The organism is Herpetosiphon sp. NSE202, from assembly GCF_042688385.1.
Taxonomy (GTDB): domain Bacteria; phylum Chloroflexota; class Chloroflexia; order Chloroflexales; family Herpetosiphonaceae; genus Herpetosiphon.
In genome coordinates this window covers 271,812-297,715 of sequence record NZ_JBHUPY010000001.1, presented here as the reverse complement: position 1 = coordinate 297,715, position 25,904 = coordinate 271,812, and the positions used below count along the sequence as shown (strand labels likewise).

Sequence of the window (25,904 nt, the reverse complement as noted above, 5' to 3'; positions counted from 1 at the left end):
AACCGCGAAGAGCACGAAGAACACGAAGGTTAAGTTTTTAGCCACAGATTGGCACAGATTTTCCTGATGATGCTTCCGATAGCCCATAGCTTAGATCAAGCAGCATAATCTCTGACACCTAGCCCCTGAACCCTAACCTCAACTCCTATGCTCTATGTTCTTATTTTCATCCTTCATCCCTCATCCTTCATCCTTCTCATTATGCATGCTCGCTGGCTTGCTCGGCTTTGATCAGAGCATCGGCGGCTTTGAGCATGTGCTCGCGGCGCGTAGTGCTGATATTGCTGCTCTCAAGGTAGATTTCAAGCGCGCGGCGTGGTGTAAGCCCTTCGTTCAATTCGCTAGCAACTGCTGCATAGCGCGTGCGTTCGCTGCGTTTGGCATCAATTGCGATGCTGGCAATCACATGGGTTTCGGCGGCTTCAAGCAACCGCCGCAGCTCTGCTTCATCAAGTTGCGGGCGTTGCTCAGCGGCAGCACTAATCAAAAGGCGCACTACAGCACCTTCTAAATCGCGTTTGCTAATTGCTTGGGCTACCCGCTCCATGGGGTCGCTGCTGCCAGTTACATCAACTTTAATCGTGACGAAAGGCCGTGGATGGACCGCAATTGGCTGGAAGGTCGCATCTTCCCAATTATTTTCAATTTCAACAATCACCACCTGTTTTTGCTCGGTTTCTTCGCTAAAATCGATCCGTTCAATTGAGCCAGGGTAGATCATCGGGGGATTTTGGCTGAGCACTTGATAGCGATGAATATGGCCCAACGCCACATATTGAATGCCAGGCTGCGCCAAAAGTGATGGTGGTAAAATCAGATCATTGCCCAACATCACCGAGCGTTCAGCGCCATAGGTGGCATTGGAAACTGTGCCATGAAAGGTTAAAATAGCTGGTAAATCGCCGCGCAAACGCTCAGGCACTTGTTCGAGCCAAGCCCCAACTCGGCGCAGCAATTCGGCTTCAAGTTCAGCAAATGGCAATTCACGAATATCATCTTTGGTTAAAATGGCGTGGCGGCTAATCCAAGGCACAGCCACAATTTGAATACTGCCAGCGCGGGTTTCGATCGTATGAATTCCAAGCCGATCGGCAATCGTCACGCCTTCAATCGCCAGTGTATCGAAAATTTCGACCGAGTGGGCCTTGCCAGCAGCGGCAGAAACATCGTGGTTGCCAACCAAAATAAACACCGGAATGCCCCGATCCAAAACGCTGCGTAGGCGGCGGGCAAATTCGCGTTGATGGGTTGGGTTGGGCGTGCGGTTTTTGTAAATATCGCCAGCAATCAGCACCAAATCAACATCTTGCTCGATGCCAATCTGCAAGGCTTCTGCAAAGCGATCAAGATAATCGATTAACCGCGTGTTGAGGCCAGTTGCATTATCGAGGCGGCCATAATTTTCCATGCCAATGTGAATATCTGCGAGGTGGAGAATTTTCATTGCCCAATCCCTTTAATAGCTCATGTGTTTGGTTAGTCTACCACAATCGGCGGCTCGTGGTAGACTGAAAAGGTCGCTCGTTAATCCAAGTTTACGATTGCTTGCGGCTGTTCTTGCGCGGAAAGGAAAGCTAGTATGTCGGTTAGCGTTGATGTATGGTCGGATTTTGTTTGTCCCTTTTGTTTTCTTGTTTCAACCAGCTTAAAACGCTTGGAAGAAACTCACGATATTGAATTGACATGGCACGCTTTTGAGTTGCGGCCCTTTGGCTCGCCGCCACCAGATGCGCAATATCGCCAATTTATTGCCGAAAAAACCCCAGCTATGGTAGCAATGGCCAAAGCCCAATATGGGGTTGATATTCAACAAGGGCCGTTTGGCATTGATAGCCGTTGGGCGCATCGGGCGACCAAATGGGCCGAACAACAAGGCGCTGGCAATGGTTTTGCCAAAGCTGTATTGGCCGCCTATTGGTTGCAAGGCCAAGATATTAGCCAAATTGAAGTTTTGGCCGCGTGCGCTGAATCGGTTGGGCTTGATGCCAGCAATTTGCAAGCCAGCTTGGCTGAGCCGCTTTACGATGAAGCAGTTGAAGAAGATATTACCTTGGCCCAACAACTACGCTTGAGTGGCGTGCCCGCCAGTGTTTTTGCCAAACGCTACTTGGTTGTGGGCGCACAACCCTACGAAGTGTTTGCCGATGTTTTGCAACAAGCCCTTGAACCACAACAACCAAGCAACTAGAGGAGGCCGTTGGTTATGAATGAACAGGCGTATCGAGCTGCCAGCGAGCAAGCAGTCTATCTGGATCGCTCGTCGGCTGGCTGTGTGGAAATTACAGGCCGTGACCGTTTGGTGTTGATTAATCGACTTTCGACCAATGCAGTGCTCAATTTAGCCCCTGGCACTGGCCAAATTACCGTCCTGACCACCAACATTGGGCGAATTATTGATTTAATTACGATCTTGGCGATTGATGATGATACGATTTGGGCGATTACCAGTGCCAATCGCGGCGGACAATTAACCACCTATTTTGGCCGCAATAAGTTTTATGGCGATCAATTTAAGGTGCGCGATGTCACCGAAAGCGTGCATCAGATGCGGGTGTATGGCAGCCAAGCCACCGCAATCTTAGAGCAATTGACCAACCAAGCCTTGGAGCAGGTTGGGTTGTGGCAGCATGTCAGCGCGGAAATCGATGGCTGTCCGGTGCGCTTGGCCCGCATTCGCCCAATGCGCGGCGCTGGCTGGGCAATTTTTGCCGATCTGGCAGCAGCAGATGCCTTATGTGAAGCCTTCGACGATGCTAAAGCTAGCTTGCTTGACCGCGAAACCTACCATACTTTGCGGGTTGAAGCAGGCTATCCAGCCTTGAATGAACTCAACGAAGAATTCATTCCGCTGGAAGCCAACTTGTGGGATGCAGTCAGCTTCAACAAGGGTTGCTACATCGGCCAAGAAATTATTGCCCGCATGGATAGTCGCGGGCGCTTGGCCAAAAAGCTCCAAGGCTTGCAACTGAGCGGTGCAGTTGAAGTGCCTGCTCAATTGATGAGCAATGGCAAAGATGCTGGCACACTGACCAGCGTGGTTTGGTCGCCAGATTTGAAGCAGTATATTGGCTTGGGCTATGTGCGCACCGGCCACGAGCTTGGCAGCCAACTCAGCGTTGGCCAGCAGCAAGCAACCGTGGTCGAGCTGCCATTTATCGCCCAAACCGAGCCAACCGTGGTCGAATAACAATTCTACAACCGCCGAAGTTGTAGCCAATTTCGGCGGTTGGCGCGTTATTGTTGGGCGCTGGTGGTTTCGCCCAAACCGACGGTTGGCCCCAAAAAGGTTGGTTGCGGCTGGCTAATATGCACTTCAAACAAGGCTTTGCAACGCGCCAACCATTCGCGAGTGGTGTAGCGCACTTGGGTCATTGGCGGATAGTAGGTCGTGGCCTGTTCTGGCTGATGGCTCCAATCGGGAATGCTCAGGCCAATCGCCGCCAAACCCAACTCGCGACAGGTATAGATTGCCCGCGGCAAATGATAGTCTTGGGTCACGAGGATGGCTTGGTCGAGGCCAAAAATCGCTTTGGCCCGATAACAGGTTTCGTAGGTGCTGAAACCAGCGTAATCGCGGGTAATTGCGCTAGCAGGCACGCCGTGGGCTAGCGCATACTCGCGCATCACGCTCACTTCATCATAATTAACTTGGCTATTATCGCCACTCATCAGCAAGTGTTGCACTTTGCCTGCTTGATATAAGCGAATTGCGCCATCAAGCCGCTCACGTAGCGCTGCGCTTGGTTGATTGTTGCGAATGCCAGCCCCAAATACAATTGCAACCTGTTGGCTTGGAATGCTGGCCAGATCATCAAAACGATAATCGGCAGTTGCCCAACGCACCCAACTATTGACCAGCAATAAAGCAATTGCCAGCGCAAGCATTAAACGCACGCTCCAGCGCAGCAGTTTACGTGGTTGTAGGTGGTTGCTCCACCCGCCGCCGAACTTGCTCGCGAACCAAGGCCAAAATCTCTTCACGCCGCACATTCCCCTTACTAACCACCCGTTCAACGGTTTCCTCAAGTTGCTGTCGTTCTTCTTCGGTTAGCTCTTTGGCCGAAACCACAATAATTGGCAAATCGCGGAATTGCTCAAGCTCTTGCAAGGCAGCAATCATTTCAAAGCCATCCATTTCGGGCATCATCAAATCGAGAATCATGGCCCCAAATGGGCGGCTATGCAATGCGCCCAAGGCTTCGCGGCCATTAGCGGCCTCGTAAACCTTCCAGCCAGCGCCTTCGAGCATACGCCGCAACATTGCCCGACTATCCTGATCATCATCAACGACCAGCACTAATTGGGTTTTATCGTTTTGCGGGTCGATACAACTGCGCAGGGTGCGCAATAATTGACCGCGATCAACGGGCTTGATCAAATAATCGTATACCCCAAATGAAACGCCTTGATTCGGCTCGGCCACAATTGTATGCATAATCACCGGAATTTCGGCAATCACCGGATCGGCCTTGATTTCTGCCAGAATTTCCCAGCCGTTGATATGGCCTGGTAGCAAAACATCAAGCAAAATTGCGGTCGGATGATAGCTGCGCACCATCGTCAAACCATCTTCACCATTGAGCGCGCTCAAAACGCTCCAACCTTCACGCTTGAGGGTGCGCGAAAGCATATGATGCACATTGCGATCATCATCGATAATCAGCACTTTGGGTTGATTATTGTTGGCATCGCTAATAATCACTGGCGCTTCATCAAGCAGCGAAACTGGAGTCATATCGATCACCGATTGCGGCAGATGCACGCTGAAGGTCGAGCCAACGCCCAACTCGCTTTGAACGCGAATATCGCCGCCAAGCAGCTGCGCCAAACGCCGACTTAAGGCCAAACCAAGGCCAGTACCGCCATATTTGCGCGTCGTTGAAGCGTCGGCTTGGGTAAATGGCTGAAATAAGCGGGCTAATTGGGCGTTGCTCATGCCAATGCCATTATCATGCACGCTAAAATTAATCCAGCCAGCTTCCTCGCTGGGCTGCACCCGCAGCGTAATACGGCCATGCTCGGTAAATTTGGCAGCGTTGCTCAGCAAATTGACCAAAATCTGGCGCAAGCGCGTTTCATCGCTAATCATCGTCAGCAAGCCCGCCGCCGATTCGATCACCAAGCGATTTTCATTTTTGATGATCATTGGATCGACGGTAGAGCGCACATCGTGCAACAATTGGGGCAGCGAAATTTCCTCAGGCAAAATTTCAACCTTGCCCGACTCAATCTTGGCCAAATCCAAAATATCGTTGATCAAGGTCAGCAAATGGCGACCTGAAAGCCGAATTCGGTCGAGATCTTCGATCATGGCGGTTTGGCCGAGGTCTTCGCATTCTTCTTGCAGAATTTCGCTATAGCCGATGATTGCATTGAGTGGCGTGCGCAGTTCGTGGCTCATATTGGCCAAGAAATTACTTTTGGCGCGGTTGGCTTCTTCGGCCACAAATTGCAAGCGTTGGGCGTGATCCTTAGCTTGCTCAAGCCGCTCGATTTGGCCGCGAATTGTTTGGGCCATAGTGTTGAAACTAGCGGCAAGCTGGCCAACTTCATCATAGCGCCGAATCGGAATATCGCTGGAGAAATCACCATCGGAAAAGCGTTGCGCTCCATCGCGCACAAGGTTAAATTGGCCACCAACCCGCCCCAGCAGATAGTAAACGAATAAAATCAGTAGCACAAAAATCGCCATGCTGCGCCCAGTTAAGGCAACAATCATGCGGCCATTTTGCTTAGTAATCGAGGCTTCGAGCGCTTCAGATTGATCGTCAATAATATCGGATAAGACTTGGCTGGCATCGTCGAGTTGGTCGGCACGCTCATGGACGATTTTCCAAACCGAAAGCTCATCCGGCGAACGGTCGTTGCTGGAATTTTGCACTCGCAAATCGATTTGAGCAAGGTAGGCAACGCCTGCATCTTGGTAATCGGCGCTGAGCTTTTGCACCTGATCGAAGGCGGCTTGGGTTTCGGGGCTTGGTTGCATGTGCTGGAAGAATTGTTCAAGTTCGAGGCGTTTATCATCGAAGGCTTGGCGATAACGGGTATAGTGTTCGCGCTCATCTGCATAGCCCAAGGCATAGGCATCGAGCGCATGAGCTTGATATTGGGTATAGAGGCTAATTTCGCGGGCTAAGCGTTCTGCATCTTCGAGATCAATCACATATTCAATATCATCATTGAGCCAATTGCGCTCAATAATCCCAACGATATTTAACCCAGTCATTAGGCTCAAAAGCACGGTTGCAATGATGATCATTGTCCGGCGTACCGACCCTCGTTTCATGCAACCTTCCTTCGCCAAGCCAACTGATTCCAATGCTATTATACTCCATTCTGTCTAGTTATCACCATTCGCTGCCTTGGTCGCGGAAGCGCTCCAACAGCCCAAAACTCACAAAGGTAACCAGCATTAACAGGCTGCTCATAGCCAAGGCTTGGCCATAGTTGCTCGCGCCAGGTTGGCCCAAAAAGCGAAAAATCATCACCGGCATGGTGGCGGTATCGGGGCTGGTGACGCTCACAACCAGCGCCGCCCCAAAATCGCCTAACGAAACAGTAAAGGCAAAGAGTGCCGAAGCCATGATACTTGGCAGGAGCAAGCCCAAATCAACTTCGCGCCAAGCCTGCCATGATTTTGCACCCAACATGCGCGCAGCCTCGCGTAAACGTGGGTTTAAGCGTCGCAAGGCTGGCAACATTGTGCGAATCACAAATGGCAAGGCCAGCAAGGTATGGGCGAGCGGCAGTAAGCCCGACCAACGCCGCAGATCAGGAGTTTCCCAGCCCCAAAGTTCATACGAACGAAAAGCGATAATATAGCCCAAGCCGATGGTTACCGCCGACGTGCCCAATGGCAGCATCAGCACGCCATCGAGCAGCTTGGTGAGGCGGCCTTGGGGCTGATCCAATAAATAGGCACAGGGCAAGCCAAACGCCAACGCCAAAACAGTCGTAATGCCTGCATAACGCAGCGAGTTGAGCATAGCTTGGGTTGGCGGCACATAGGCATAACTGCCACGCTGATTGATGCCTAGCATGCGAAAATATTCAAGGCTCCACTGGCCGTCAAGCCGCAATGCACCAAGCAGCAAACTGCCCAACGGCAAAACGATCAAACTTCCCACCAGCAACATCACCAAGCCAATGGCCAAGCGTGTTAGCCAACGCTGAGCCCGGCGTAACGGCAATTGCTGCGCTTCTTGGGCCACGCTGCTCCGCCGCACAAGCCGCGTATAGGCCAAGGTTAAGCCCAAGCTGGTGAGCATTTGCAATAGTGAGAGGGTTGCTGCAACTGGCAAATTAAATTGACGAATTGCTTGATCATAAATTTCGACTTCGATGGTGCGTTGTTGACTGCTACCCAGTAATAGCACTGTGCCAAAGGCCGAAAAGGTAAAGGTAAAGACCAACAATGCTGCTGCTAACAAGGCTGGCATTGCTAATGGTAAGGTCACTTCGAGCCAAACCCGCCAGCGTGGCGCGCCCAGCACATTGGCCGAAGCCTCCAAACGAGGGTCGTGGTTGCTCCAATAGGCGCTGAGCAAACGCACCACCACCGTCAAATTGAAAAAAACATGGGCCAGCAAAATCATGCCAAGGCTTTGTTCAAGCTCCAACGGCGCGTGCGTAAGCTCAAACCACGCCATCAACCAGCGATTGACCAAGCCACGCTCGCCAAGCAAGGCCCGAAAAGCCAAAGCCACGACCACCGTTGGCAATACAAATGGCACTGCAATCAACGAGCGAATTAATGCCCGCCCGGGAAAGCGATAATGCGCCAGAATATAGGCAGTTGGCACGCCGAGCAGCAGCGTAAAAAAAGTTGAAAGGCTGGCTTGCCACGCACTCCAAGCCACGACATGCAGCAAGCTCCGGTTGCTCACTACTGATTTGATGGCAACCAACAAGCCCTTTTCTGCAAAGGCGCGTTGCATAATGGCCCACAGTGGCACTCCAAAAAAGAGCATAAAAAAAGCGAGCGCTGGCAAGGCCAAAAGCCAATACAGCCATTGAATGCGCCGCTGGTTACTGTTTGACATAGCTATTTCTCAGCTAGCAAGCGAGGAACGACCCTAGCGCCATTCGATGCGCTCGGCAACTTGGGCGCGCAATTCTGGCGTAAACCAGGTTTCTAGTAAGGCGAGTGCCAAATCGATCCCTGCCGAAACGCCCGCCGAGCTGGCAATTGGCGGCGCGATGATATAGCGCTGTTCACGCTCGACCGTAATTTGGCTATTTTCGGCCAAGAGGTCAAAGGCAGTGTAGTGGGTTGTGGCCCGTTGCCCATCGAGCAAGCCAGCAGCCGAAAGCACCAAGGCCCCAGTGCAAACCGAAACCACCCAGCCCCGATCGCGCTGGTGGCGCAAATAATCGAGAATCAGGTTGTTGTGACGGGCATGCGTCCGTGCGCCAAGCCCGCCTGGAACCAACACCACATCAAAAGCTGGCGCATCAGCAAAGCCATAATCTGGTTGAATTTTCAGGCCATAACGGGCTTTGACGGTTTGAGCTTGCTCAGCAACCGTGTTGACCTTCAGATCAACCCAATTACTAGCCATACCAAACACTTCCAGTGGCCCGATAAAATCCAATTCCTCTGCATCGTTGAACAGCAAGATGCCAATTGATTTAATTGTCATTGTTGGTTACCACGCAATATCAAAAGTTGGCTCGCGATGGGTTGGTTCTTCCCAGGTGACTTCAACGTGTTGCACTTTGGCATGCACGGGGCCGCTATAGCACCAGCTAATCATGCGCTGCACGCCTGCTTGGCTGCCCTCGAAGATCGCTTCGACGCTGCCGTCGGGCAGATTTTTGACCCAACCGCCAACTTTGGCCAAACGTGCTTGATCGCGGCAATTAGCGCGAAAATTTACTCCCTGCACGGTTCCGGTCACGATCACATGGGCGCGGGTTGTTTCCACACAATCCCCCTTATGCTTAGGTTGAACGAAGTTCTAAGGCTGCCGCCAAAGTTGGTGCCGAAAGCACATTTTGGCGATTGAGCTTTAACTGTACCATCATTGGCGCGACTTCTGGTTGCAATCCAGCCAAAATTACGCGTGCGCCCAACAAGCGGGTTCCTTGGATAATCCGTTCGAGCATGATCAACAAGGTTTCCGAGGCTGCTGGCACGCTCGTCAGATCAAGAATCAAGGTGTTGGCGCGTTGTTCGTGCAAATAGCTAAGCAAGGACGCTTCCACCGCTTTGGCGCGTTGGGCATCGAAGCCACCAACTAATGGCAGCACTACCACATCGTCGCCAACCGGCAAAGCGGCCACAGTCAACGCATCAACGGTTTGGCGCAAGGTGGTTTCGGTTGAAACCAATTGTTGATTTGAGGTTTCTAAGCGAATTGCCAAGGCAGCGAGTTCATCGGATCGTTGCTGCATCGCTTGACGTGATTCTTCTAAGGCTTGTTCACGCTGATTAATCACGTGCATCAGGGCAGCAATAATCACCCCAGTGCCAATCAGCAAAATCGTTTGCGAAACCATGGCTAGATATTTGTAATTATCACTGACACTCATCATCAGTAACGAATCGGCATCGTTAAAGCCCCATGTACGATTCATTTCGATACTTATGGCAAGCAGATGAGTAAAAACACTAATTGCCACCGCTGCAAAAATCCAACGCCCACGCGCCAAAATAAAGCCTGCACCAACCAATTCAATACAGATTGTGGCGAAATGATACGAGACAAATCCACCAACATTATGATTGATCATGGCGACGGTAACCGAACTAGCAAAATGCAACAATAACGTTAATGGATACAGGTTATTGGGCTTGACCAGAAAAATATAGCCAACGATGAGCAAGCCATGCACAATCGCCACATAAAAATTAATCTGCGAATGCACGTTCTCCCAATCAATAATCGGAATTGGCATAAATAGCGCTGTAATGCCGAGCATAATTCGAGCGTAAAGTTTGGCGCGTTCGACGGGTAGCTGCTTTGAATCTAGCACGGGCTTGCTCCTTGTGGGTTGGGCTGTTATTTGCCAATACAGAAGCGACTAAAGATCATATTCAATAAATCATGCTCGACCGTTTCGCCTGTAATTTCGCCAAGGCTGGCAATTGCCTCGTGCAAATCGATCGCAATCAGATCGACTGGACGACCTTCTTGAAAGCCTTGGATGGCTTGCTCAAGGGCGGCGTTGGCACGACGCAGAGCATCGCGATGGCGTGGATTAGTTACTAAGCGGGCATCGCTGAGCGGCAAACCGCCAAGCAATTGCTCAGCGACCATTGTACCTAAATAATCCAAGCCCGTGCCAGCCTGCGACGAAATAGCGATGCTGCCGCGGAGCGCAGGATGGGCTTGATTAAGCGGGGTTAAATCGGCGTGCTGGCCCAAATCGGCCTTGGTCGCAATCACAATAGTTGGTCGTTCGTGGGTTAATTGAGCAATCGCCAGATCTTCAGCGCTCAATGGCTGCGAACCATCAATCAACAGCAACACCAAATCGGCTTTGCTCAAGGCGGCGCGCGAACGTTCGACCCCAATTCGCTCAACCACATCGTCGGTTTCGGTAATTCCTGCGGTATCGATTAGCACCACCGGAATGCCGCCAAGATTGGCAGTTTCTTCCAAGGTATCTCGGGTTGTGCCTGGAATTGCGGTGACGATCGCGCGTTCGGTGCGCAACAAGGCATTCATCAAACTCGATTTGCCAGCATTTGGCCGACCAACCAGCGCCGCCCGCGCCCCTTCGCGCACAACCACACCTTGATCGGCTCCGGCCAATAATTGGCTGAGCAAGCTGTGGGCTTGACGCAACGGCGGCAGCAATTCCTCGCTTGGCACATCATCCTCGGGAAAATCGGTTAGGGCAGTGACATAGGCCAGTGGATACATCAACTGCTCGCGCAGGCTGCGCAAATCGCGCGAAAGCCCGCCGCCAAGCTGATCGAGCGCTAAGCTCAGGCCCAAATTGGTTTGGGCTTCGATCACATCGAGGGTTGCTTCTGCTTGGGCCAAATCAATCCGGCCATTAGCAAAGGCGCGTAGGCTAAATTCGCCTGGGTTCGCCAAGCGCGCGCCATGGGCCAAAGCCAAACTAAGGGTTCGGCGCAACGGCAGCGGGCCGCCATGGCAATGAATTTCTAAAATATCTTCGCCAGTGAACGAACGTGGGCCTTTGAAAAAAACCGCCAACACTTCATCGACAACCATGCCTTGCTCGTCGATCACATGGCCATAGCGCATTTGGTAGGAGCGCCAAGCGCCTTTGCGGCGTGGTTTGATTATGGCTTGGGCAATTGTCAGGCTTTGCGGGCCGCTGACCCGAATAATGCCAACCCCACCAACCCCGGGCGGGGTAGCCAAAGCGGCAATCGTATCGGCATAGAGCATTAGCGCAACCTCGATGTGCTGGTTAATGGCGTGGTTGGCGGCATGCCCTGCACATGGCAAAAGCCACAGGTTGGCGCAAAGCTATGGTTAAAACTGGGCGCGGTTGGCAAGCCAGCATTATGACAAGTCTTACAATCATCAACCGCCACCGTAACATCGTGGCCGGGCAATTCTTTGACATCGGGGCCATAGGCAGCACCAAAGGCAAAAACCCAGGTTGCAACAATCACCAAGCCTGTCATGGCAAACATCAAACGCATAGGCCAACTGCGCATCATGGCGCGGTAGCGGGCGCGGGCAGCTTCTTTATCGAAAACTGGCGCAGCATCTGGCTGCTCGTCGGGCAGCATTTCAGGTGCATCGCTCATAGGGCAACATCCTTACTAAAATTGAGCTAATTGCAGTATCCGCTAGATCATATCATACTTGGGCGTGAGGGTTCAGGGGCACGCCATGAAGAGCATAGAACATAATCCTAAGCATCTCTGGCAATCGGTGGCAAAAAAAATCAGTCTTCGTGGAATTCGTGCAATTCGTGGCGAAAAACCCTCTCTTCGTGTCCTTCGTGGATCAATGTGTTAACGCAGCGGCGCAGAGAACCGATGGCTATGGGCTATTGGCTCGCGGCGTTGGGTTAGCAAAATATAATCAAGCAAATCTGTGTCAATCTGTGGCGAAAAAAAATAATCATTCGTGCAATTCGTGGCTAAAAACCCTATCTTCGCGCTCTTCGCGATCTTCGCGGTTTCGTTCTTCGTGCCCTTCGTGTCCTTCGTGGATCAAGCTTCGCCGTTTGACCAGACCAATTTTTTCGGGTACAGTGCTTGCTCAGAGGGCCATGCCCAAAGTCAATACTGTCTCGTCGCCGAGACAACCATGGTGGAGTCAGTCGCAGTAATGCGGCTTTTTTAGTTTAGTTTTGGTTATATTTGCTGGCACTAGCCCAAATTAACCAAAAAAGGAGATGCGCATGTCGCTGATCGTGGTTCACGCCAATGCTGCCCCAGCGCCAGCCGCTGCTGCTGGGGATGGCATGTCGCCGCTATTGCAGTTGGTGCTAGCGTTGGCGGTGTTGATCGCCGCTGCCAAAATTGGCGGGCTTATCAGCACCAAGCTCAAACAGCCAGCAGTTTTAGGCGAGCTTTTAGTGGGAATTTTGCTTGGCCCCAGTGTGCTGAATTTTTTACAACTGGGCTTTTTTACCAGCCCACACTTACAAACAACCGTCTTTGAAATTGCCGAAATTGGCGTGATTTTCTTGATGTTTGTGGCTGGACTCGAAGTCAAATTGCCTGATCTCTTGGCAGCGGGCAAAGTTTCGACGATCGCAGGCGTGCTGGGCGTGATCAGCCCGTTGCTTGGTGGTTTTGCGCTGGCTTGGTTCTGGCCCAACAACTATTCATTTACTAAAAGCCTATTTATTGGCATTTTGCTGACCGCCACCAGCGTTTCAATTTCGGCGCAAACCTTGCTGGAGCTTGGCAAATTGCGTTCGCGGGTTGGTTTATCGCTGCTTGGCGCGGCAATTGTCGATGATGTTTTGGTGATTGTGCTGCTCTCGACTTTTGTGGCCTTGACTGCTAACAGTGGCGGCGGCATTATGACGGTGCTGAGCATCGTGGGTGTAATGCTGCTCTACTTTGTGGTGATGAGCATTTTTGGGCTGCGCGCGTTGCCATGGCTCATCCGCAAAGCTACCAAATTACCCATTAGCCAACCGCTGGTGAGCAGCGCGATTGTGTTGGTGCTGCTTGCAGCCTGGAGTGCAGAAGCTTTGGGTGGCGTTGCCGCCATTACTGGGGCATTTTTAATTGGTGTATTTATTGGCCGCACGCCATATCACAACCGCATTGAGGATGGCATGCAAACCTTGACCTACGCCTTCTTTGTGCCGATCTTCTTTGCCAGCATCGGCCTGCACGCCAATATTTTTGCTTTACCAAGCGATTTGGTGGTCTTTGCAGCCTTGCTTTGCCTGATTGCAATCGCTACCAAAATTGTTGGTTGTGGCTTGGGCGCAAAACTTGGCGGCATGAATAATAAAGAATCGTTGCAGGTTGGCTTGGGCATGATTTCGCGCGGCGAGGTTGGCTTAATTGTCGCTAGCGTCGGCATTCGCCAAGGAATTATTGGCGAAGATGTGTTTGCTATGACCGTGCTGATGGTGCTCGTAACAACCTTAGTTACGCCATTGGTCTTACGTTGGTCGTTTGGCAACGATCAAACGCCCAAAACCGAAACGCCAAGCCCGCAACCCAACTAAAATTCTCGTCAGTGTTATATCAAAGGAGCAATTGCCATGAATCAAGGCCAATTAGAAACATTGATCTTTATTTTAAATGATGTTGATCTCTTAAATGAGGTGTTGCGAGCGTGGGAAGAACAAGGGGTGCGCGGCGTGACGGTGCTGCGTAGCACTGGGCTTGGCCGAATTGGCAATGCGCTGTATCGTGATGATGCGCCCTTGTTTCCCTCGTTGCGCGAATTGCTTGAGGACGATGAGATGCACCATTTTACGCTGCTCAGCGTGGTACAAAGCAGCCAAGTTGAGCATTTGGTCGCAGTCACCGAGCAAATCACTGGCTCGCTGAATAAACCGAATACAGGCTTTATTGTGACAATGCCGGTTGGACGGGTCTTTGGCGGCACACGCAATTTTGAGTAAGTGCGAGGGGTCAGGGGTCAGAGGCTAGGGGTCAGGAAGTTTCGAAACCGCGAAGGGCACGAAGAACACGAAGTAAGGGCTAGAATCTGAAGGCTCTTGGATATCGGAACATGGGTTGGAATTGCAAACCAATCTCCGATAGCCCAAAGTTGTACTGGTTCATTGCGTTAACCACCGCCTGATCCCCTCACCCCAACCCCTCTCCCGTGGCGCGGGCGAGGGGCTTTCATGCCATGGTTCTTGCGCAATTGGTCAGTAAAACGGGGACTCCCCTCGCCCGCGTTCAGTGGGAGAGGGGCTGGGGTGAGGGCCTACCCGCGTTGCCAACTCATGGCCGATAGCCCAAAGCCCAAAGCCATTTTGACTCTGCGCCTCTGTGTTAAATTTAACTCCATATGTTCTATGCTCTCTGTTCTATATTCTTTCTGCTCTTTGACTTCTGACTTTTGCTATACCAACCCATGGCCGATAGCCAAGAGCCTGTAGCCTTTTGCCTTCTGATTTTCGCCTTTGGCTTCATCCCTCATCCCTCATCCTTCATCCTTCGGCCAATCCGTCCTTGCGTTCTACGCTTCTCTGTCGTATGATTTTGGCGAGAATCTCCTTGTTGAGCATTGTAGAACGGCGAGCCTATGGCAAGTGGTCAAGAAACGATTCTAGTAATCGACGATAGTGAAGCAATTCGGGTGAAACTTCAGGCTCAATTGCGTTCGCTGGGCTATCAGGTCGTGTTGGCTGAAACTGGGCGAAATGGGCTGAACGCAATCAGCCAGCATCATCCGCACCTCATTTTGCTCGATTATCAACTGCCTGATACCACAGGGTTGGATTTACTGCGCAAGCTGCGCACCGATGGTAACACTGTGCCAATTTTGCTCATGACCGCTGAAGGCTCGGAACGGATTGCCGTGACGGCCTTCAAAATGGGCGTGCGCGATTATTTGATCAAGCCTTTCGAGCCGCAAGATGTTGCTCAGGCAATTGATCGGGCGCTACGTGAGTGGCGTTTGCAACGTGAAAAAGAAATTTTGCTGGGCCAATTACAAGGCCAAGTGCGCCAATTAACCGTATTGCATCGCGTGGGTAAGGCTGTGACCGCTCAACTCGATGCCAGCAATTTATTGGAACGAATTGTTGAAGCCTCGGTTTTTCTTTCGAATGCAGACGAAGGTTTTGTGCAATTAATTGATGATAATCAGTTGGTTGTGCGGGCTTCGCATAATATTAATCCCTTGCACTTGCGCGAGCTGAGCAAACATACCGATTATGAGTTGGCAAACCGCACCATCAAAACCAACAAGCCAATTCGAATTAACTCCGAGCGCGATGGGATTCGCGTGCAAGCCAATTATTTGGCCCAAGCTGTGCTGATGGTGCCGTTGTTGGTTGGCACCGAAGCCTTGGGCGTGTTGACGGTTGCCGCGACCACCCATCGGCGCAACTTCGACGAAGGCGATGAGCGTTTGATGCAAATGCTGGCCGACTATGCCTCGATTGCCTTGCACAATGCCCGCACCTACAGCACGCTGCGCGAAACCCAAGGCCGCTTGGTCGAGGCCGAAAAATTGTCGGGCATGGGCCGCATGGCGGCTTCACTAGCCCACGAAATCAACAATCCATTGGCGATTATTCGCTCGGGCTTAGAGTTGGTGGCGCAGCAACACACGCCTGGCAGCGCGCTTGGCGATTTGGTGCAAGGGCTTGATGAAGAAGTGGCGCGGATTGCGCGCTTGCTCTATACCTTGGTTAATTTTTACCAGCCCAATAATGATGGTGTGCCGCCTGATCTCAATCATTTGATTATTTCATTGATGCACATTACCAAGCCGCAACTTGATAAAGCCAATGTTAAACTCTATCAAGAATTGGCAACCGATTTGCCAGCGCCAAATATTAGCAGCGATGCCTGTAAGCAAGTGCTGATCAATTTGGTGCGCAATGCGATTGATGCGATGCCCGATGGCGGCAAATTGACCATTCGCTCGGCGCATCAAAAAGGCCAAATTTTTATCAATGTTGAAGATACAGGCATTGGGATTCCGCCTGAACATCGCGAACGTATTTTTGAGCCATTCTTTAGCACTAAAGGTGTGACGGGAACTGGGCTTGGGCTTTCAGTTGTGTATGGAATTTTGCAACAAGTTGGCGGCGCAATTTCGGTCGAAAGCACCGTGGATAAAGGCTCGAACTTTACCTTGCGCATTCCAGTTGCCGCCCAACGCAGCCAATCGCCCGATCTTGATTCCGATGAATTGTTGATTGGTTAATCCGATGAATGAGTTGCCATTACAGATCTTGGTGGTCGATGACGAACCACGTTTAAGTGGCCAGTTGCGGTTGTTATTGGAAGGGCAAGGCTACAGCGTTACCACCGCGGTTGGGGGTGCTGCCGGAATTGCCACGCTCCAAGCAAGCGACGTTGATGTCGTGCTGACTGATGTCACAATGCCTGATGTTGATGGCTATACGGTGTTGCAATGGGTGCGCGAAAATCGCCCAGACATGCCGATTATCGTCATGACTGGCTATGGTTCGCTGGAAAGTGCCACTCGGGCGCTGCGCCTTGGGGCTTACGATTATATTTTGAAGCCCTTTTCGCTGCCAACCGTGCAGGCTGCCTTAAACCGCGCTTCGGCAGCGGTTGCCAAACGCCGCGCCGATGGTCAACGCACCGCTGAGCTTTCCGCGATTGCAGCGATTGCCCGCCAAATGGGCCGTTCGTTGGAGCCGGTCGCGATGGCCGATGCCACGCTCAGCGCAATTGCCGAATCGACAGGCGCTCAAGTGGCCTTGCTCTACACCGCTGCCGAAAATGGCATGCGCTGGCATTTATGGCGACACGTTGGCTTGAATGAGCAACTTATTCAACAATTAGCCGAATTGTTTCCACCCAGCCCGTTGAGCAAAGCAACGATTGTGTGGGAAGATCGCCCGCCTTGGCTGGCTGAGATGCCCTACGAATTGCTACAAGGCATTTGTAGTAGCGTCGGCGGCAAAGTTGCTTGGGGCGCATTGCCGCTCGATGCAGGCCCGCAAGCCTTAATGTCGCTGGTGCTGGTTGGTTCGAGTCGCAAAACCCAAGCCTGGTCGCCACCATTTTTAATTTCCTTGGGCAATGCCTTGAGCATGGCCTTGGTCAATACGCGGCTGTTTAATGCAGTGCGCGAAGAGCGCGACCGTTTGCGCTTGCTCTATGGCATTAGCCGCGAATTGGCTAGCTCGCTCGACCCCGACCAATTGCTTTCGCGGATTATTCAACACACAGTGGCCGCAGTTAATGCAGAGCGCGGCAGCATCATCATTTCATCGCAAGATGGCCGCACCACTCAGCGCATCGTCGCCCGCTATGGCATGGATCAATCGGTGACTGAATCGGTGGCGGCAGCCTTGTTGCAAGCTGGGCTTTCGGGCTGGGTGTTTCGCCAGCGCGAAGCCGCGCGCATCGCCGATGTGCGAGTTGATAAACGCTGGGTTGAATTGCCCTCAACTCGTGGCCGCGTGCGTTCGGCTTTGGCGGTGCCGTTGCTGCGCGAAGATCAAGTGCTGGGCGTGATGACCTTGACCCACCCACGGATCGATCATTTCAGCGCTGCCGATTTGGAGTTGGTGCGCTCGGTTTCGGCTCAGGCAGCAGTGGCAATTGAAAATGCCAATTTGTTTGCCGAGCTTGAGCAACGGGTGTTTGATTTAGAGGGCTTGAATTCGACCAGCCGCGAATTGGCTAGCTCGCTTGATCCGCTGGAAGTGGCGCGCAAAGTGGCCTATCGCTGTGCAGAAATGCTGGCCGCGCCGATGGTTGCGCTGTTGCATGTTGATGATAAAGGCGGAACCTTGCCCTTGGTTTCGTTGATTAATGGCCAAGAGCAACCGCTGTTGAAGCTTGGGCCAATTAGTGCTGCGCTGAACGATCAGGAGCCTGTGCTGTTGACCTCTGCTGGCAGCCAAATTGAGCTTTTGGTCAATAACGAAGAGCCATTGGGCGAAAGCTGGATTGGCGTGCCGCTGATGCTTGGCGATGGCATTAACGGCTTGTTGATTGCCGCCGATGAGCGCCGCGATGCCTTCGATGCCTACGAACGCCAACTATTGACCGCCTTGGCGGGCCAAGCAGCAGTTGCCATGGAAAGCGCGCGGCTGTATGTGACAGCTTCCGAGGAGCGCACGCTCTTGGCAGCAGTGATTGAATCGGTCAGCGACGGCATTTTACTGACTGATGAAGGCCAAATTGTGGTTGCCAACCCTGCTGCTGGCGCGATTGCTGGGGTTTCGCATAATCGCTTGGTCAACCAACCGTTGCTCACCTTCTTCCCTATGTTGGCAATCTTGGCCCGCCGCGAAGATCAGGAGAGCAAAGAAATCGCAATCAACAATCGCTATTATGCGGTGAACACCGCGCCCTTGCAAAACAGCTCGTTAGGCGGCCAAGTGATTGTGCTGCAAGATATTACCCATTTCAAAGAGCTAGACCAAATCAAGAGCCGCTTTGTTTCGATGGTTTCGCACGACCTTAAATCGCCATTGACCGCAATTCAAGGCTATGCCCAATTGGTCGCAGATGGCCATATGGGTACAGTCAACGAGATGCAGCGCGATGCCTTGCAAGCAGTTGTGCGCAACACTGGCGCAATGACCGCCTTGATTAGCGATTTGCTGGATTTGGGCAAAATCGAGGCAGGCATCGGCATTTCGCCGCAAGAAACCGATTTGTCGGTGGTGCTGCGCGAAGTAATCGATGAATTGAAGCTGAGGGCCAAGCAAGGCCAAATTAGCGTCCAGCCAGAAATTCCGCCAAGCTTGCCATTATTAGCTGATCCATCGCGGATGCGCCAAGTATTTACCAACATTCTCTCGAATGCGATCAAATACACCCCAGCAGGTGGCAAGGTGTTGGTCAAAGCGAGCAATGGCGATACCAAAGTGCATGTGCAAATTCAAGATAGTGGCTTGGGCATTCCCGAAGACTCATTGCCGCATATTTTCGAGCGCTTCTATCGTGTCAAGCGCGATATTGATTCGCCAGTTGAGGGCACGGGCCTTGGGCTAGCAATTACCAAAAGCATTGTCGATGAGCATGGCGGCACAATCGAGGTGCAAAGCGCAATTGGCCAAGGCACAATCTTTAACGTCTACCTTCCCCAACATAAATAAATTCAAACAGGGCAGCCCAACCTGCCCTGTTTTTTATGAGCATCGCCCCTTTGATGCTCGCTTAAACCTTACGGCAACCCAATTGTGGGTTGCTTAGCCTAAGGAGGAAGCAAGCAATGCGACAATTTTTTGGATGCGCCTGCGTCCTAATCGTGATGCTGAGTTTCAGTTTCCCCCCGCGCCAACCAGCCCAAGCGGCTCCCAGGATTGAGTATCGCGACCCTGCACCATCTGCCAAGGCGGTCAACCCAAGCACGACGATTGCAATTCGGCTCGGGCCGCGTTTAACCAAAGCCGCAGCAGCAACGCTTGATTTTCAGGTGCTTGGCTCGCAGAGCGGCTTGCATCAAGGCAAAGTCGTGCTCGCCGAAGATCAACGCACCATCATTTTTCAACCAACCACAGCTTTTGCGTTTGGCGAAACGGTGCAGGTCAGCATCACAAGCCCGACAATCGAAGCCCTTGATCAACAACAATGGTCGTTTAGCATCGTGGAGCGCTTGGTCGCACAACCAAAACCTAGCCAACAACTGCGCGCCGAACAAGCTAGCAAACCAACTAGCTCAGCCCAGCCAACAGGCGGCATGCAAATGCTGCGCACCGTGCCTTTCAATATTCCGCCAGTAACCGTCACTTTAGCCATCAGCAATACGCCTGGCTATATTTTCGTTAGCCCATTTGATTGGGTCAGTGATGTTACGCCCAATCGCTATTTGCTGATGCTGGATAACACTGGCGCGCCGATTTATCATCATGGAGCGGGAGCTGGCGATTTCTTGCTCGATTTTCGCAAAATTGGCCCAAATCGGCTCACCTATTACGATAGCTCAACCCTCAAATACCACGTGCTCAATCAACACTATCAAGAAGTTGCAAGCTATCAAGCTGGCAATGGCTATCAAATTGATTACCATGAATTGTTATTGACCCCCGATAATCATGCCATTTTTATGATTTACGCCAATATTCCCTATGATTTAAGCCCGTATGGCGGCGAGCAAAATGCAATCCTGACTGAATTAGTGCTGCAGGAGTTGGATGCGGCGGGCAATGTCGTTTTTCAGTGGCGCTCATCTGAGCATATTCCAGTTGGCGATAGTAGCCATAGTTTGGCGGGCAGCGCGCCGGTTGATTATATTCATGGCAATGCGATTGAGGTTGATACTGATGGCCATTGGTTGATCTCCAGCCGCCACACTGATGAAATTACCAAAATCAATCGCCAAACGGGAGCGGTTATTTGGCGCTTCGGTGGCGAGGGCAATCAATTTCAATTTCTCGATAATAGTCCACGCTTCTTTCATCAGCACGATATTCGGCGCTTAGCCAATGGCAATATTATGCTCTACAACAATTGGAATAGCTTGCCACCAAGCGCCAATGCCTTCTCAATGGCTATGGAATATAAGCTCGATGAAATTAACAAAACAGCTCGCTTAGTCAAGAGTTTTCGCACCAATCCCGATCAATATGGCGTAGCCATGGGCAGCGCTCAACGGCTTGATAACGGCAATACAGGCGTTGGTTGGGGCAGCACAAGCACCCTCTATACCGAGTTTAATGCGCTTGGCCAGCCAGTTTTCGAGTTAACCACAGTCGAGCCAATCGTCAGCTATCGAGCCAAACGCTACGAATGGCAGGGCCAACCGACGTGGCCGCCAACCCTCGTGCCCGAAAGCCATGGCAACAGCACAACCTTGTACTACAGCTGGAATGGCGCGACCGAAGTTGCCGATTATCTGGTTTATACTGGGCCAACCAGTGCAAGCTTGAGTTTGCAAAATACCACCCCCAAAACCAGTTTTGAAACCAGCACGAGTGTGGTTAATAATGCTCACTGCTTTGTCCAAGTGCGGGCGCGAAATAGCCAAGGCACAGTTTTAGGCACATCGGCAATCGCCTTTTTAGCCAGCGATAGCTGTACGCCAAATCGCGTGTATTTGCCAAGCATCAAGATCCAATAACGCTTACAGCGCAGCGCGGCAATCGACTAAGCCGCGCTGCTACTTGTACTGATACATGAGATTGGCAACCATGTTCCCTCACCCCCCAGCCCCCTCTCCCACTGAACGCGGGCGAGGGGGAGCGCTCCATATCGGGTTTGCTGGGCAGGGCGCTATCTATGCAGTGCCTCCCACGTGGCGGGCGAGGGGGAGCAACCCGTATAGATAACGAATGGCGGTAAAACCAGGGTGTTAAAGCCCCTCGCCCGCCACGTGGGAGAGGGGTTGGGGTGAGGGGATCGTTAACCCAATAAACCATTACAGCTATTCACAACGCGCTGGAATCGCTTGCTCACGATCAATGTGTTGGCAAATATACCAAAGCCCATCGATTTTTTGCAGCAGCAACTGGCTCGTCTGCGAGACAGTGTTACTAAGATCAAAAAAATAGTGAACTTCGATCGCGGCATAATCGGCCTGTATATAGCGAGGTGCTTCATGAGTCATTGAATAAATTGGCCCATGGACTCGAAATGGCCCGCCATAGCCAGCAGCAAAAGATTGTTGATTATTGATCGTAAAGCCAGTCCGTGCTTTGGGCGTATACAATGGCTCAATTTCAGCATAACGCTGATTAACGCTCAACTCGCCCAACAAATGCACCACGCTTTCTGGTGCTTGTTGGGCAGTTTGATGGGTGGCATTAGCAACCACCGCCGTTGGCTGGCTGCTGCCACAAGCACTCAACAAAAGCCAACAGCCGAAAATAACTAAAATTCGTTGCATTGCATAGTCCTCCCTAAATTCTCAGCAATTAAGCAGCTAGCATACAATGTGACAGTATTTGACACAAGTATGTGGTATAGCTAGGCCGATTGATTTAGCGAGAGCAACGGCCTATGCCTGAATATCCCACCCTGCGTATTGATACGCTTAGTTTACGCAATCATTTTCAGCAAATCTCAGCGAAAGCCACGCATCAGCTTGCAACATATCAGCTTGTTGGCCTAGCCCGAACCACGTACTATTTGCGTGATCCGCAGGCAGCGAGCTATTTGCGCCAAGCAGCCCAACAACAACCAATCACGATCAATCAGCAGATTGTCAGCCTAAATTTCTATCGCATGGCTGGGGATTGGGAATCCATGCACGCATGCTTTCAAAAACTGCCACCCATGCCAGTTAATGTAAGTCAATGGGAGCAAAAAAACTATGCCTGGATTTATTTTCAAGCCTTATTTTGGATAGGCGATTATCGTGAATGTATCAAACGCTTTCAACAACAGGCCTTGTTACAAGCCATGCCCCGCGCTAACATGATCAGTCAATTGGCGGAAGCGCGATTAACCAGCAATGCCCAACATGCCTTGAAAGTTGCTCAACGTTTAGCCATGGCAATTCGTAAAGAGCAGAGCGAACCATGGCACAATTCGCCCCTGAATTATTGGGATCTGTATGAGCTTAGTTGTCAGTTGCTCGACCCGCCACTGAGCATCGATGCACCCGTGCTTGAACCAAGCCCAAATCCCGCGCAGCGCTTGATCGAGCTATTGCAAGCTCACCAGATCGTCGCGCTCGAATGGTCAATCTACAACAACAATGATGAAGCTGATGAGGGTTTTTGTAACTATCACTTTGCCGATGGCAGCAATGCGCCGTTTCATCAAGGCCTCGCCAACCAAGAATTAGAGCGCTTGGTCTGGAATGTAGTTAATGAGGATTGGTCGAACGCCTTTGCGGGCCAGCAACCATATGGAGTGTATCGGCTTGATGTGCAAACCGCCCAAATCAGCTATTTAGGCATGATTTGGAGCAGCTACGAGTATGAAGATTTACGGGCGTTTGCTGAATTTGAGCCAAGCGCAATCCCGCATCCCGTCATCCAACACCCAGTTAACCAAGATTTGTATGTGATGTATTTGCCCGATGAACTGCGCCCAGCGGTCGATCTGGCGCATTGGAATGGCGAGCAACGGAGTTATTAGCTTTGAGTGGAGAACCTATGCAATTAGCATATCCGACCCTGCGCTTGAATCGCCAACGTTTGCTCGATACCGCGCAACGAATATACAAGCAATCCCAAGCCGAGAGCGAAATTTATGGCTTGAACCGACCAGATTTTGCTCGCTGTTTATATTATTTGCGTAAACCACAGGCCGCTGATTATTTGCGCCAAGTCGCGCAGAAACAGCCTAATCTGCAAAATTATGAAGCAGCGCGGATCAATTGGTATCGGCTAGCAGGCGATCAGGCAGCGATGCAAACTCTCTATCAGCAATTATTACACAAAGCAGCCAAAGCAGACCGCCGCGCTTATGCTGATTATCAAGTGCAAATCTTCGAAGCCCACTTTTGGCTCGGCAACGATCGCGAATGTATCCAGCTCTATCAACGCGAAGCAAGCCTTCAAGAATGGCCATTATTGAGTTTAATCGCCCAAATTGCTGAAGCCCGCTTAACTCGTAACCAGCAACTAGCCTTGGCAATGGCTCAGCGCTTCGCTCAAGAAATTCGTACCGAATTACTTGAACCATGGGATGATTGGCTGCTGAATTATTGGGATCTCTATGAAATTTGCTGTGGCTTGCTCGACCCACCGCTCCAACTCGATACAGCCTTGATTGCGCCAGCCAGCAACCCGAGCCAACGCTTGCTTGAGCTATGCCATGCCGAACAAGTTGTTGCCGTTGAATGGGCAACCTACAATAATGAAGATGAGGGCGAAATTGGCTATCAAAGCTATACCCTTGCCGATGGCACAACCAAATCGTTTGGGGCAGGCTTTGTCAACCAAGAATTAGAGCGCTTGGTGTGGGACATCATGAATTTTGATTGGTTTCAGGCAATCTCCCAATATCAACAATATGGAATTTATCGGCTGGATGTTGCGAAGGCGGTTGTCAACCATATAGGCGAGATTTGGACGAGCTACGATTACGACGAAATGGAAGCCCAAGGCTTGCTTAATGACAATTATTCGCTCACGCCGCATCCTACCGATCCTGACTTGTATGTGATGTCTTTGCCGAAAGAACAACACCAAACCATTGATGTGGCTTTTTGGCATGGCCAACGGCGGAGTTATTGATGTCGCATCCCTATTATCACGCGCGCAGTGCGGCCCAGCGCTGGGGCGGCATTTGGCAAGATTATTGGCCAATTGAACATTGGTTTGATAGCAGCAAAAGCTATTGTATCGATCCACGCCATCGTATGTTGTTGCATCAACCCTATGGCATCGAATTATGTCTAGCAATCTTTGGCGAGGTTTGGCAACGCCCATCCGATCAACAAACTGTGCCAACCGAGTTAATCGCCATCCAGCATATTCAAGAAGATTTTGCTGGCATAGTGCCAAGCCTTGAGCAATGGTTTGCCAGCACCAGCACGCCTGCATGGCTGCGCCCGAAGGCTGGAATTACTGAAATTTGCCTGCAACGCTTTGGCGGCCTCGAAAGCGATTATGTAGACTTTGAAACATGGTTCAATCGGCCAAGTCGTTATGGCGACGATCCCCATTATCAATTGTTGGTGTTAAATACATTTGCAGCCTTTTTGTGCGAGCAAACTTTAGGCGTGCTGTGGCAACGCTCATCGGATGCCAAGCAGTTTCCGACCCGCATTATTGCCGAAGCGATTATCAACCGCCTGTGTGGCGGCTATATTCCTGCGCCGCTCGAAGTGCTCAAGTTCACGCCGGTTAAGCCATGGATGAGCCAAGGAGCTAAAGCGCTTTCACGCCAATTTGATTAAATAATAGTTGCTCACTCTATGGGCGCGGGGTGAGCAACTATCCAATTGATGCTTGGGCATAATGCTGGCTGACCCATTCATGCAATACCTGATGCAGCGCCGCCGCGGCAGGTGAAGGTTGGCGTTGGCTATGGCGAATTAGCCGCAAGGTGCGTTGCAAGCCGCCATCAGCAATCGTCAAGGCATGCAAGCCGATGCGCTGATCGATGGCCAATTGCGGCACAACCGCCACGCCCAAACCTGCTGCCACCAAACTTACCACTGTATCCATCTCGCCGCCATCGAGCACAATCTGCGGCGCAAAGCCAGCCTGCTCGCAGAGTTGCAAGGTATAATTGCGCAATTCGTAGCCCTGCGGAAATAAAATAAAACCTTCATCGCGTAACTCGCTAGCCACAACACTCTGGCGCTGAGCAAAGCGATGCTGCTGACTAACCGCCACGACCAGCGGCTCGCTCAGCAAGGTTGTCGATTCTACGCCATGCACAAGCGCTGAAACAATCGCTAGATCAACCACGCCTGCATTGAGCAATTCGACCAACTCGCTGGCTCCAGCCTCGTGCAATTCGAGTTGAATGCCCTGATAGCGCCGATTGAAAGCGGCCAAGGCCTGCGGAATTAGCCGCGTTCCGACCGTTGGCGTAACCCCCAACGAAACATGGCCAACCGTCAGATCGGCGCGGGCTTGCAAGGCTTGGCGCGCTGCCTGAATTTCGGCCAAGATCCGCCGCGCATAGGGTAATAGCACATGGCCAGCATCGCTCAACTCAACCCCACGCCCAACCCGATCAAACAACTGCACCCCAACTTCTTGTTCCAAAGCTTGCAACGCTTTGCTCATCGAAGGCTGGGCAATATGCTGTTCGTGGGCAGCTTTGGTCACGTTGCCCAAGCGCGCCACCGCTTCAAAATAGCGTAATTGACTAAATTCCATCGTCGCTCCTTGATTAATATTTGATAGCCTCAGACTATGATTTATAAAGCAATCATATCTTAGACGTAGCGATTTGTTAACGGTAGAGTAAG

21 protein-coding genes are annotated in these 25,904 nt (G+C 51.5%); 10 read left to right on the top strand and 11 right to left on the bottom strand.

Annotated features, from left to right (window positions below; translation table 11 throughout):
* Positions 1-199: 199 nt before the first annotated feature.
* A complete protein-coding gene (locus ACFMKP_RS01230; RefSeq protein WP_382288321.1) occupies positions 200-1,444 on the bottom strand; it encodes an exonuclease SbcCD subunit D in 1,245 nt (414 codons plus the stop codon).
* A gap of 135 nt (positions 1,445-1,579) precedes the next feature.
* Here ACFMKP_RS01230 and ACFMKP_RS01225 point away from each other — a divergent pair, with 135 nt between their 5' ends.
* Both ACFMKP_RS01225 and ACFMKP_RS01220 read left to right on the top strand, forming a co-directional pair.
* On the top strand, positions 1,580-2,188 hold the full coding sequence (locus ACFMKP_RS01225) for a DsbA family protein (protein ID WP_382288318.1): 609 nt from the start codon (positions 1,580-1,582) through the stop codon (positions 2,186-2,188).
* 15 nt (positions 2,189-2,203) lie between these two features.
* The gene (locus ACFMKP_RS01220) at positions 2,204-3,187 is read left to right on the top strand and encodes a YgfZ/GcvT domain-containing protein (protein ID WP_382288315.1); all 984 of its coding nucleotides are present in this window, start codon (positions 2,204-2,206) and stop codon (positions 3,185-3,187) included.
* A 47-nt stretch (positions 3,188-3,234) separates the two neighbouring features.
* Here ACFMKP_RS01220 and ACFMKP_RS01215 read toward each other — a convergent pair whose 3' ends face one another.
* The 8 genes from ACFMKP_RS01215 to ACFMKP_RS01180 form a co-directional block, all read right to left on the bottom strand.
* On the bottom strand, positions 3,235-3,885 hold the full coding sequence (locus ACFMKP_RS01215) for a vancomycin high temperature exclusion protein (protein ID WP_382289429.1): 651 nt from the start codon (positions 3,883-3,885) through the stop codon (positions 3,235-3,237).
* Positions 3,886-3,910: 25 nt separating this feature from the next.
* A complete protein-coding gene (locus ACFMKP_RS01210) occupies positions 3,911-6,286 on the bottom strand; it encodes a response regulator (RefSeq protein WP_382288313.1) in 2,376 nt (791 codons plus the stop codon).
* Between the two features lie 61 nt (positions 6,287-6,347).
* Positions 6,348-8,042: an ABC transporter permease gene (locus tag ACFMKP_RS01205; RefSeq protein WP_382288311.1), complete on the bottom strand. Its 1,695-nt coding sequence runs from the start codon at positions 8,040-8,042 to the stop codon at positions 6,348-6,350.
* A 33-nt stretch (positions 8,043-8,075) separates the two neighbouring features.
* Entirely contained in the window at positions 8,076-8,642 is a 567-nt protein-coding gene (locus ACFMKP_RS01200) for a DJ-1/PfpI family protein (protein WP_382288308.1), read from the bottom strand.
* Between the two features lie 6 nt (positions 8,643-8,648).
* The gene (locus ACFMKP_RS01195) at positions 8,649-8,927 is read right to left on the bottom strand and encodes an acylphosphatase (RefSeq protein WP_382288306.1); all 279 of its coding nucleotides are present in this window, start codon (positions 8,925-8,927) and stop codon (positions 8,649-8,651) included.
* Between the two features lie 16 nt (positions 8,928-8,943).
* On the bottom strand, positions 8,944-9,978 hold the full coding sequence (locus ACFMKP_RS01190) for an STAS domain-containing protein (RefSeq protein WP_382288304.1): 1,035 nt from the start codon (positions 9,976-9,978) through the stop codon (positions 8,944-8,946).
* 26 nt (positions 9,979-10,004) lie between these two features.
* Positions 10,005-11,369, bottom strand: a complete 1,365-nt coding sequence (gene mnmE, locus ACFMKP_RS01185; RefSeq protein WP_382288302.1) for a tRNA uridine-5-carboxymethylaminomethyl(34) synthesis GTPase MnmE — start codon at positions 11,367-11,369, stop codon at positions 10,005-10,007.
* Positions 11,369-11,737 (bottom strand): hypothetical protein, encoded by a 369-nt coding sequence (locus ACFMKP_RS01180; RefSeq protein WP_382288296.1) that lies wholly within the window; start codon positions 11,735-11,737, stop codon positions 11,369-11,371. The genes mnmE and ACFMKP_RS01180 overlap by 1 nt, the downstream gene beginning before the upstream one ends.
* 602 nt (positions 11,738-12,339) lie before the next feature.
* On the opposite strand from ACFMKP_RS01180, the gene ACFMKP_RS01175 reads away from it, so the two are divergent.
* The 5 genes from ACFMKP_RS01175 (at position 12,340) to ACFMKP_RS01155 (ending at position 21,146) form a co-directional block, all read left to right on the top strand.
* Positions 12,340-13,632: a cation:proton antiporter gene (locus tag ACFMKP_RS01175; RefSeq protein WP_382288294.1), complete on the top strand. Its 1,293-nt coding sequence runs from the start codon at positions 12,340-12,342 to the stop codon at positions 13,630-13,632.
* Positions 13,633-13,668: 36 nt separating this feature from the next.
* Positions 13,669-14,034: a hypothetical protein gene (locus ACFMKP_RS01170; protein ID WP_382288292.1), complete on the top strand. Its 366-nt coding sequence runs from the start codon at positions 13,669-13,671 to the stop codon at positions 14,032-14,034.
* A gap of 632 nt (positions 14,035-14,666) precedes the next feature.
* Positions 14,667-16,301 carry a response regulator gene (locus ACFMKP_RS01165; RefSeq protein WP_204754900.1) on the top strand — a complete coding sequence of 545 codons (1,635 nt, stop codon included), beginning with the start codon at positions 14,667-14,669 and terminating at the stop codon, positions 16,299-16,301.
* A 4-nt stretch (positions 16,302-16,305) separates the two neighbouring features.
* Positions 16,306-19,182 carry a GAF domain-containing protein gene (locus tag ACFMKP_RS01160; RefSeq protein ID WP_382288290.1) on the top strand — a complete coding sequence of 959 codons (2,877 nt, stop codon included), beginning with the start codon at positions 16,306-16,308 and terminating at the stop codon, positions 19,180-19,182.
* A gap of 116 nt (positions 19,183-19,298) precedes the next feature.
* Complete coding sequence (locus tag ACFMKP_RS01155) at positions 19,299-21,146, top strand: arylsulfotransferase family protein (RefSeq protein ID WP_382288288.1); 1,848 nt, start codon at positions 19,299-19,301, stop codon at positions 21,144-21,146.
* A 303-nt stretch (positions 21,147-21,449) separates the two neighbouring features.
* On the opposite strand, the gene ACFMKP_RS01150 is transcribed toward ACFMKP_RS01155, so the two are convergent.
* On the bottom strand, positions 21,450-21,911 hold the full coding sequence (locus ACFMKP_RS01150; protein WP_382288287.1) for a hypothetical protein: 462 nt from the start codon (positions 21,909-21,911) through the stop codon (positions 21,450-21,452).
* Positions 21,912-22,024: 113 nt separating this feature from the next.
* Between ACFMKP_RS01150 and ACFMKP_RS01145 the strand changes: the two genes are divergently transcribed.
* The 3 genes from ACFMKP_RS01145 to ACFMKP_RS01135 are packed head-to-tail and all read left to right on the top strand — an operon-like array spanning position 22,025 to position 24,878.
* Positions 22,025-23,110, top strand: a complete 1,086-nt coding sequence (locus ACFMKP_RS01145) for a hypothetical protein (protein WP_382288285.1) — start codon at positions 22,025-22,027, stop codon at positions 23,108-23,110.
* Between the two features lie 17 nt (positions 23,111-23,127).
* The gene (locus ACFMKP_RS01140) at positions 23,128-24,213 is read left to right on the top strand and encodes a hypothetical protein (RefSeq protein WP_382288283.1); all 1,086 of its coding nucleotides are present in this window, start codon (positions 23,128-23,130) and stop codon (positions 24,211-24,213) included.
* Positions 24,213-24,878 carry a DUF6915 family protein gene (locus tag ACFMKP_RS01135; protein WP_382288281.1) on the top strand — a complete coding sequence of 222 codons (666 nt, stop codon included), beginning with the start codon at positions 24,213-24,215 and terminating at the stop codon, positions 24,876-24,878. Before ACFMKP_RS01140 ends, ACFMKP_RS01135 begins: the two co-directional genes overlap by 1 nt.
* A 37-nt stretch (positions 24,879-24,915) precedes the next feature.
* On the opposite strand, the gene ACFMKP_RS01130 is transcribed toward ACFMKP_RS01135, so the two are convergent.
* Positions 24,916-25,812 carry a LysR family transcriptional regulator gene (locus tag ACFMKP_RS01130; RefSeq protein ID WP_382288279.1) on the bottom strand — a complete coding sequence of 299 codons (897 nt, stop codon included), beginning with the start codon at positions 25,810-25,812 and terminating at the stop codon, positions 24,916-24,918.
* Positions 25,813-25,904 lie beyond the last annotated feature (92 nt).

Excerpts from the sequence above, each read along its gene's own strand:
- ACFMKP_RS01145 (WP_382288285.1), top strand. The coding sequence starts at position 22,025 with ATGCCTGAATATCCCACCCTGCGTATTGATACGCTTAGTTTACGCAAT.
- ACFMKP_RS01175 (WP_382288294.1), top strand. The coding sequence starts at position 12,340 with ATGTCGCTGATCGTGGTTCACGCCAATGCTGCCCCAGCGCCAGCCGCT.
- ACFMKP_RS01140 (WP_382288283.1), top strand. The coding sequence starts at position 23,128 with ATGCAATTAGCATATCCGACCCTGCGCTTGAATCGCCAACGTTTGCTC.
- ACFMKP_RS01220 (WP_382288315.1), top strand. The coding sequence starts at position 2,204 with ATGAATGAACAGGCGTATCGAGCTGCCAGCGAGCAAGCAGTCTATCTG.
- ACFMKP_RS01130 (WP_382288279.1), bottom strand. The coding sequence starts at position 25,812 with ATGGAATTTAGTCAATTACGCTATTTTGAAGCGGTGGCGCGCTTGGGC.
- ACFMKP_RS01180 (WP_382288296.1), bottom strand. The coding sequence starts at position 11,737 with ATGAGCGATGCACCTGAAATGCTGCCCGACGAGCAGCCAGATGCTGCG.
- ACFMKP_RS01230 (WP_382288321.1), bottom strand. The coding sequence starts at position 1,444 with ATGAAAATTCTCCACCTCGCAGATATTCACATTGGCATGGAAAATTAT.
- mnmE (WP_382288302.1), bottom strand. The coding sequence starts at position 11,369 with ATGCTCTATGCCGATACGATTGCCGCTTTGGCTACCCCGCCCGGGGTT.
- ACFMKP_RS01210 (WP_382288313.1), bottom strand. The coding sequence starts at position 6,286 with ATGAAACGAGGGTCGGTACGCCGGACAATGATCATCATTGCAACCGTG.
- ACFMKP_RS01225 (WP_382288318.1), top strand. The coding sequence starts at position 1,580 with ATGTCGGTTAGCGTTGATGTATGGTCGGATTTTGTTTGTCCCTTTTGT.
- ACFMKP_RS01160 (WP_382288290.1), top strand. The coding sequence starts at position 16,306 with ATGAATGAGTTGCCATTACAGATCTTGGTGGTCGATGACGAACCACGT.
- ACFMKP_RS01215 (WP_382289429.1), bottom strand. The coding sequence starts at position 3,885 with ATGCTTGCGCTGGCAATTGCTTTATTGCTGGTCAATAGTTGGGTGCGT.
- ACFMKP_RS01205 (WP_382288311.1), bottom strand. The coding sequence starts at position 8,042 with ATGTCAAACAGTAACCAGCGGCGCATTCAATGGCTGTATTGGCTTTTG.
- ACFMKP_RS01135 (WP_382288281.1), top strand. The coding sequence starts at position 24,213 with ATGTCGCATCCCTATTATCACGCGCGCAGTGCGGCCCAGCGCTGGGGC.
- ACFMKP_RS01170 (WP_382288292.1), top strand. The coding sequence starts at position 13,669 with ATGAATCAAGGCCAATTAGAAACATTGATCTTTATTTTAAATGATGTT.
- ACFMKP_RS01165 (WP_204754900.1), top strand. The coding sequence starts at position 14,667 with ATGGCAAGTGGTCAAGAAACGATTCTAGTAATCGACGATAGTGAAGCA.
- ACFMKP_RS01200 (WP_382288308.1), bottom strand. The coding sequence starts at position 8,642 with ATGACAATTAAATCAATTGGCATCTTGCTGTTCAACGATGCAGAGGAA.
- ACFMKP_RS01155 (WP_382288288.1), top strand. The coding sequence starts at position 19,299 with ATGCGACAATTTTTTGGATGCGCCTGCGTCCTAATCGTGATGCTGAGT.
- ACFMKP_RS01150 (WP_382288287.1), bottom strand. The coding sequence starts at position 21,911 with ATGCAACGAATTTTAGTTATTTTCGGCTGTTGGCTTTTGTTGAGTGCT.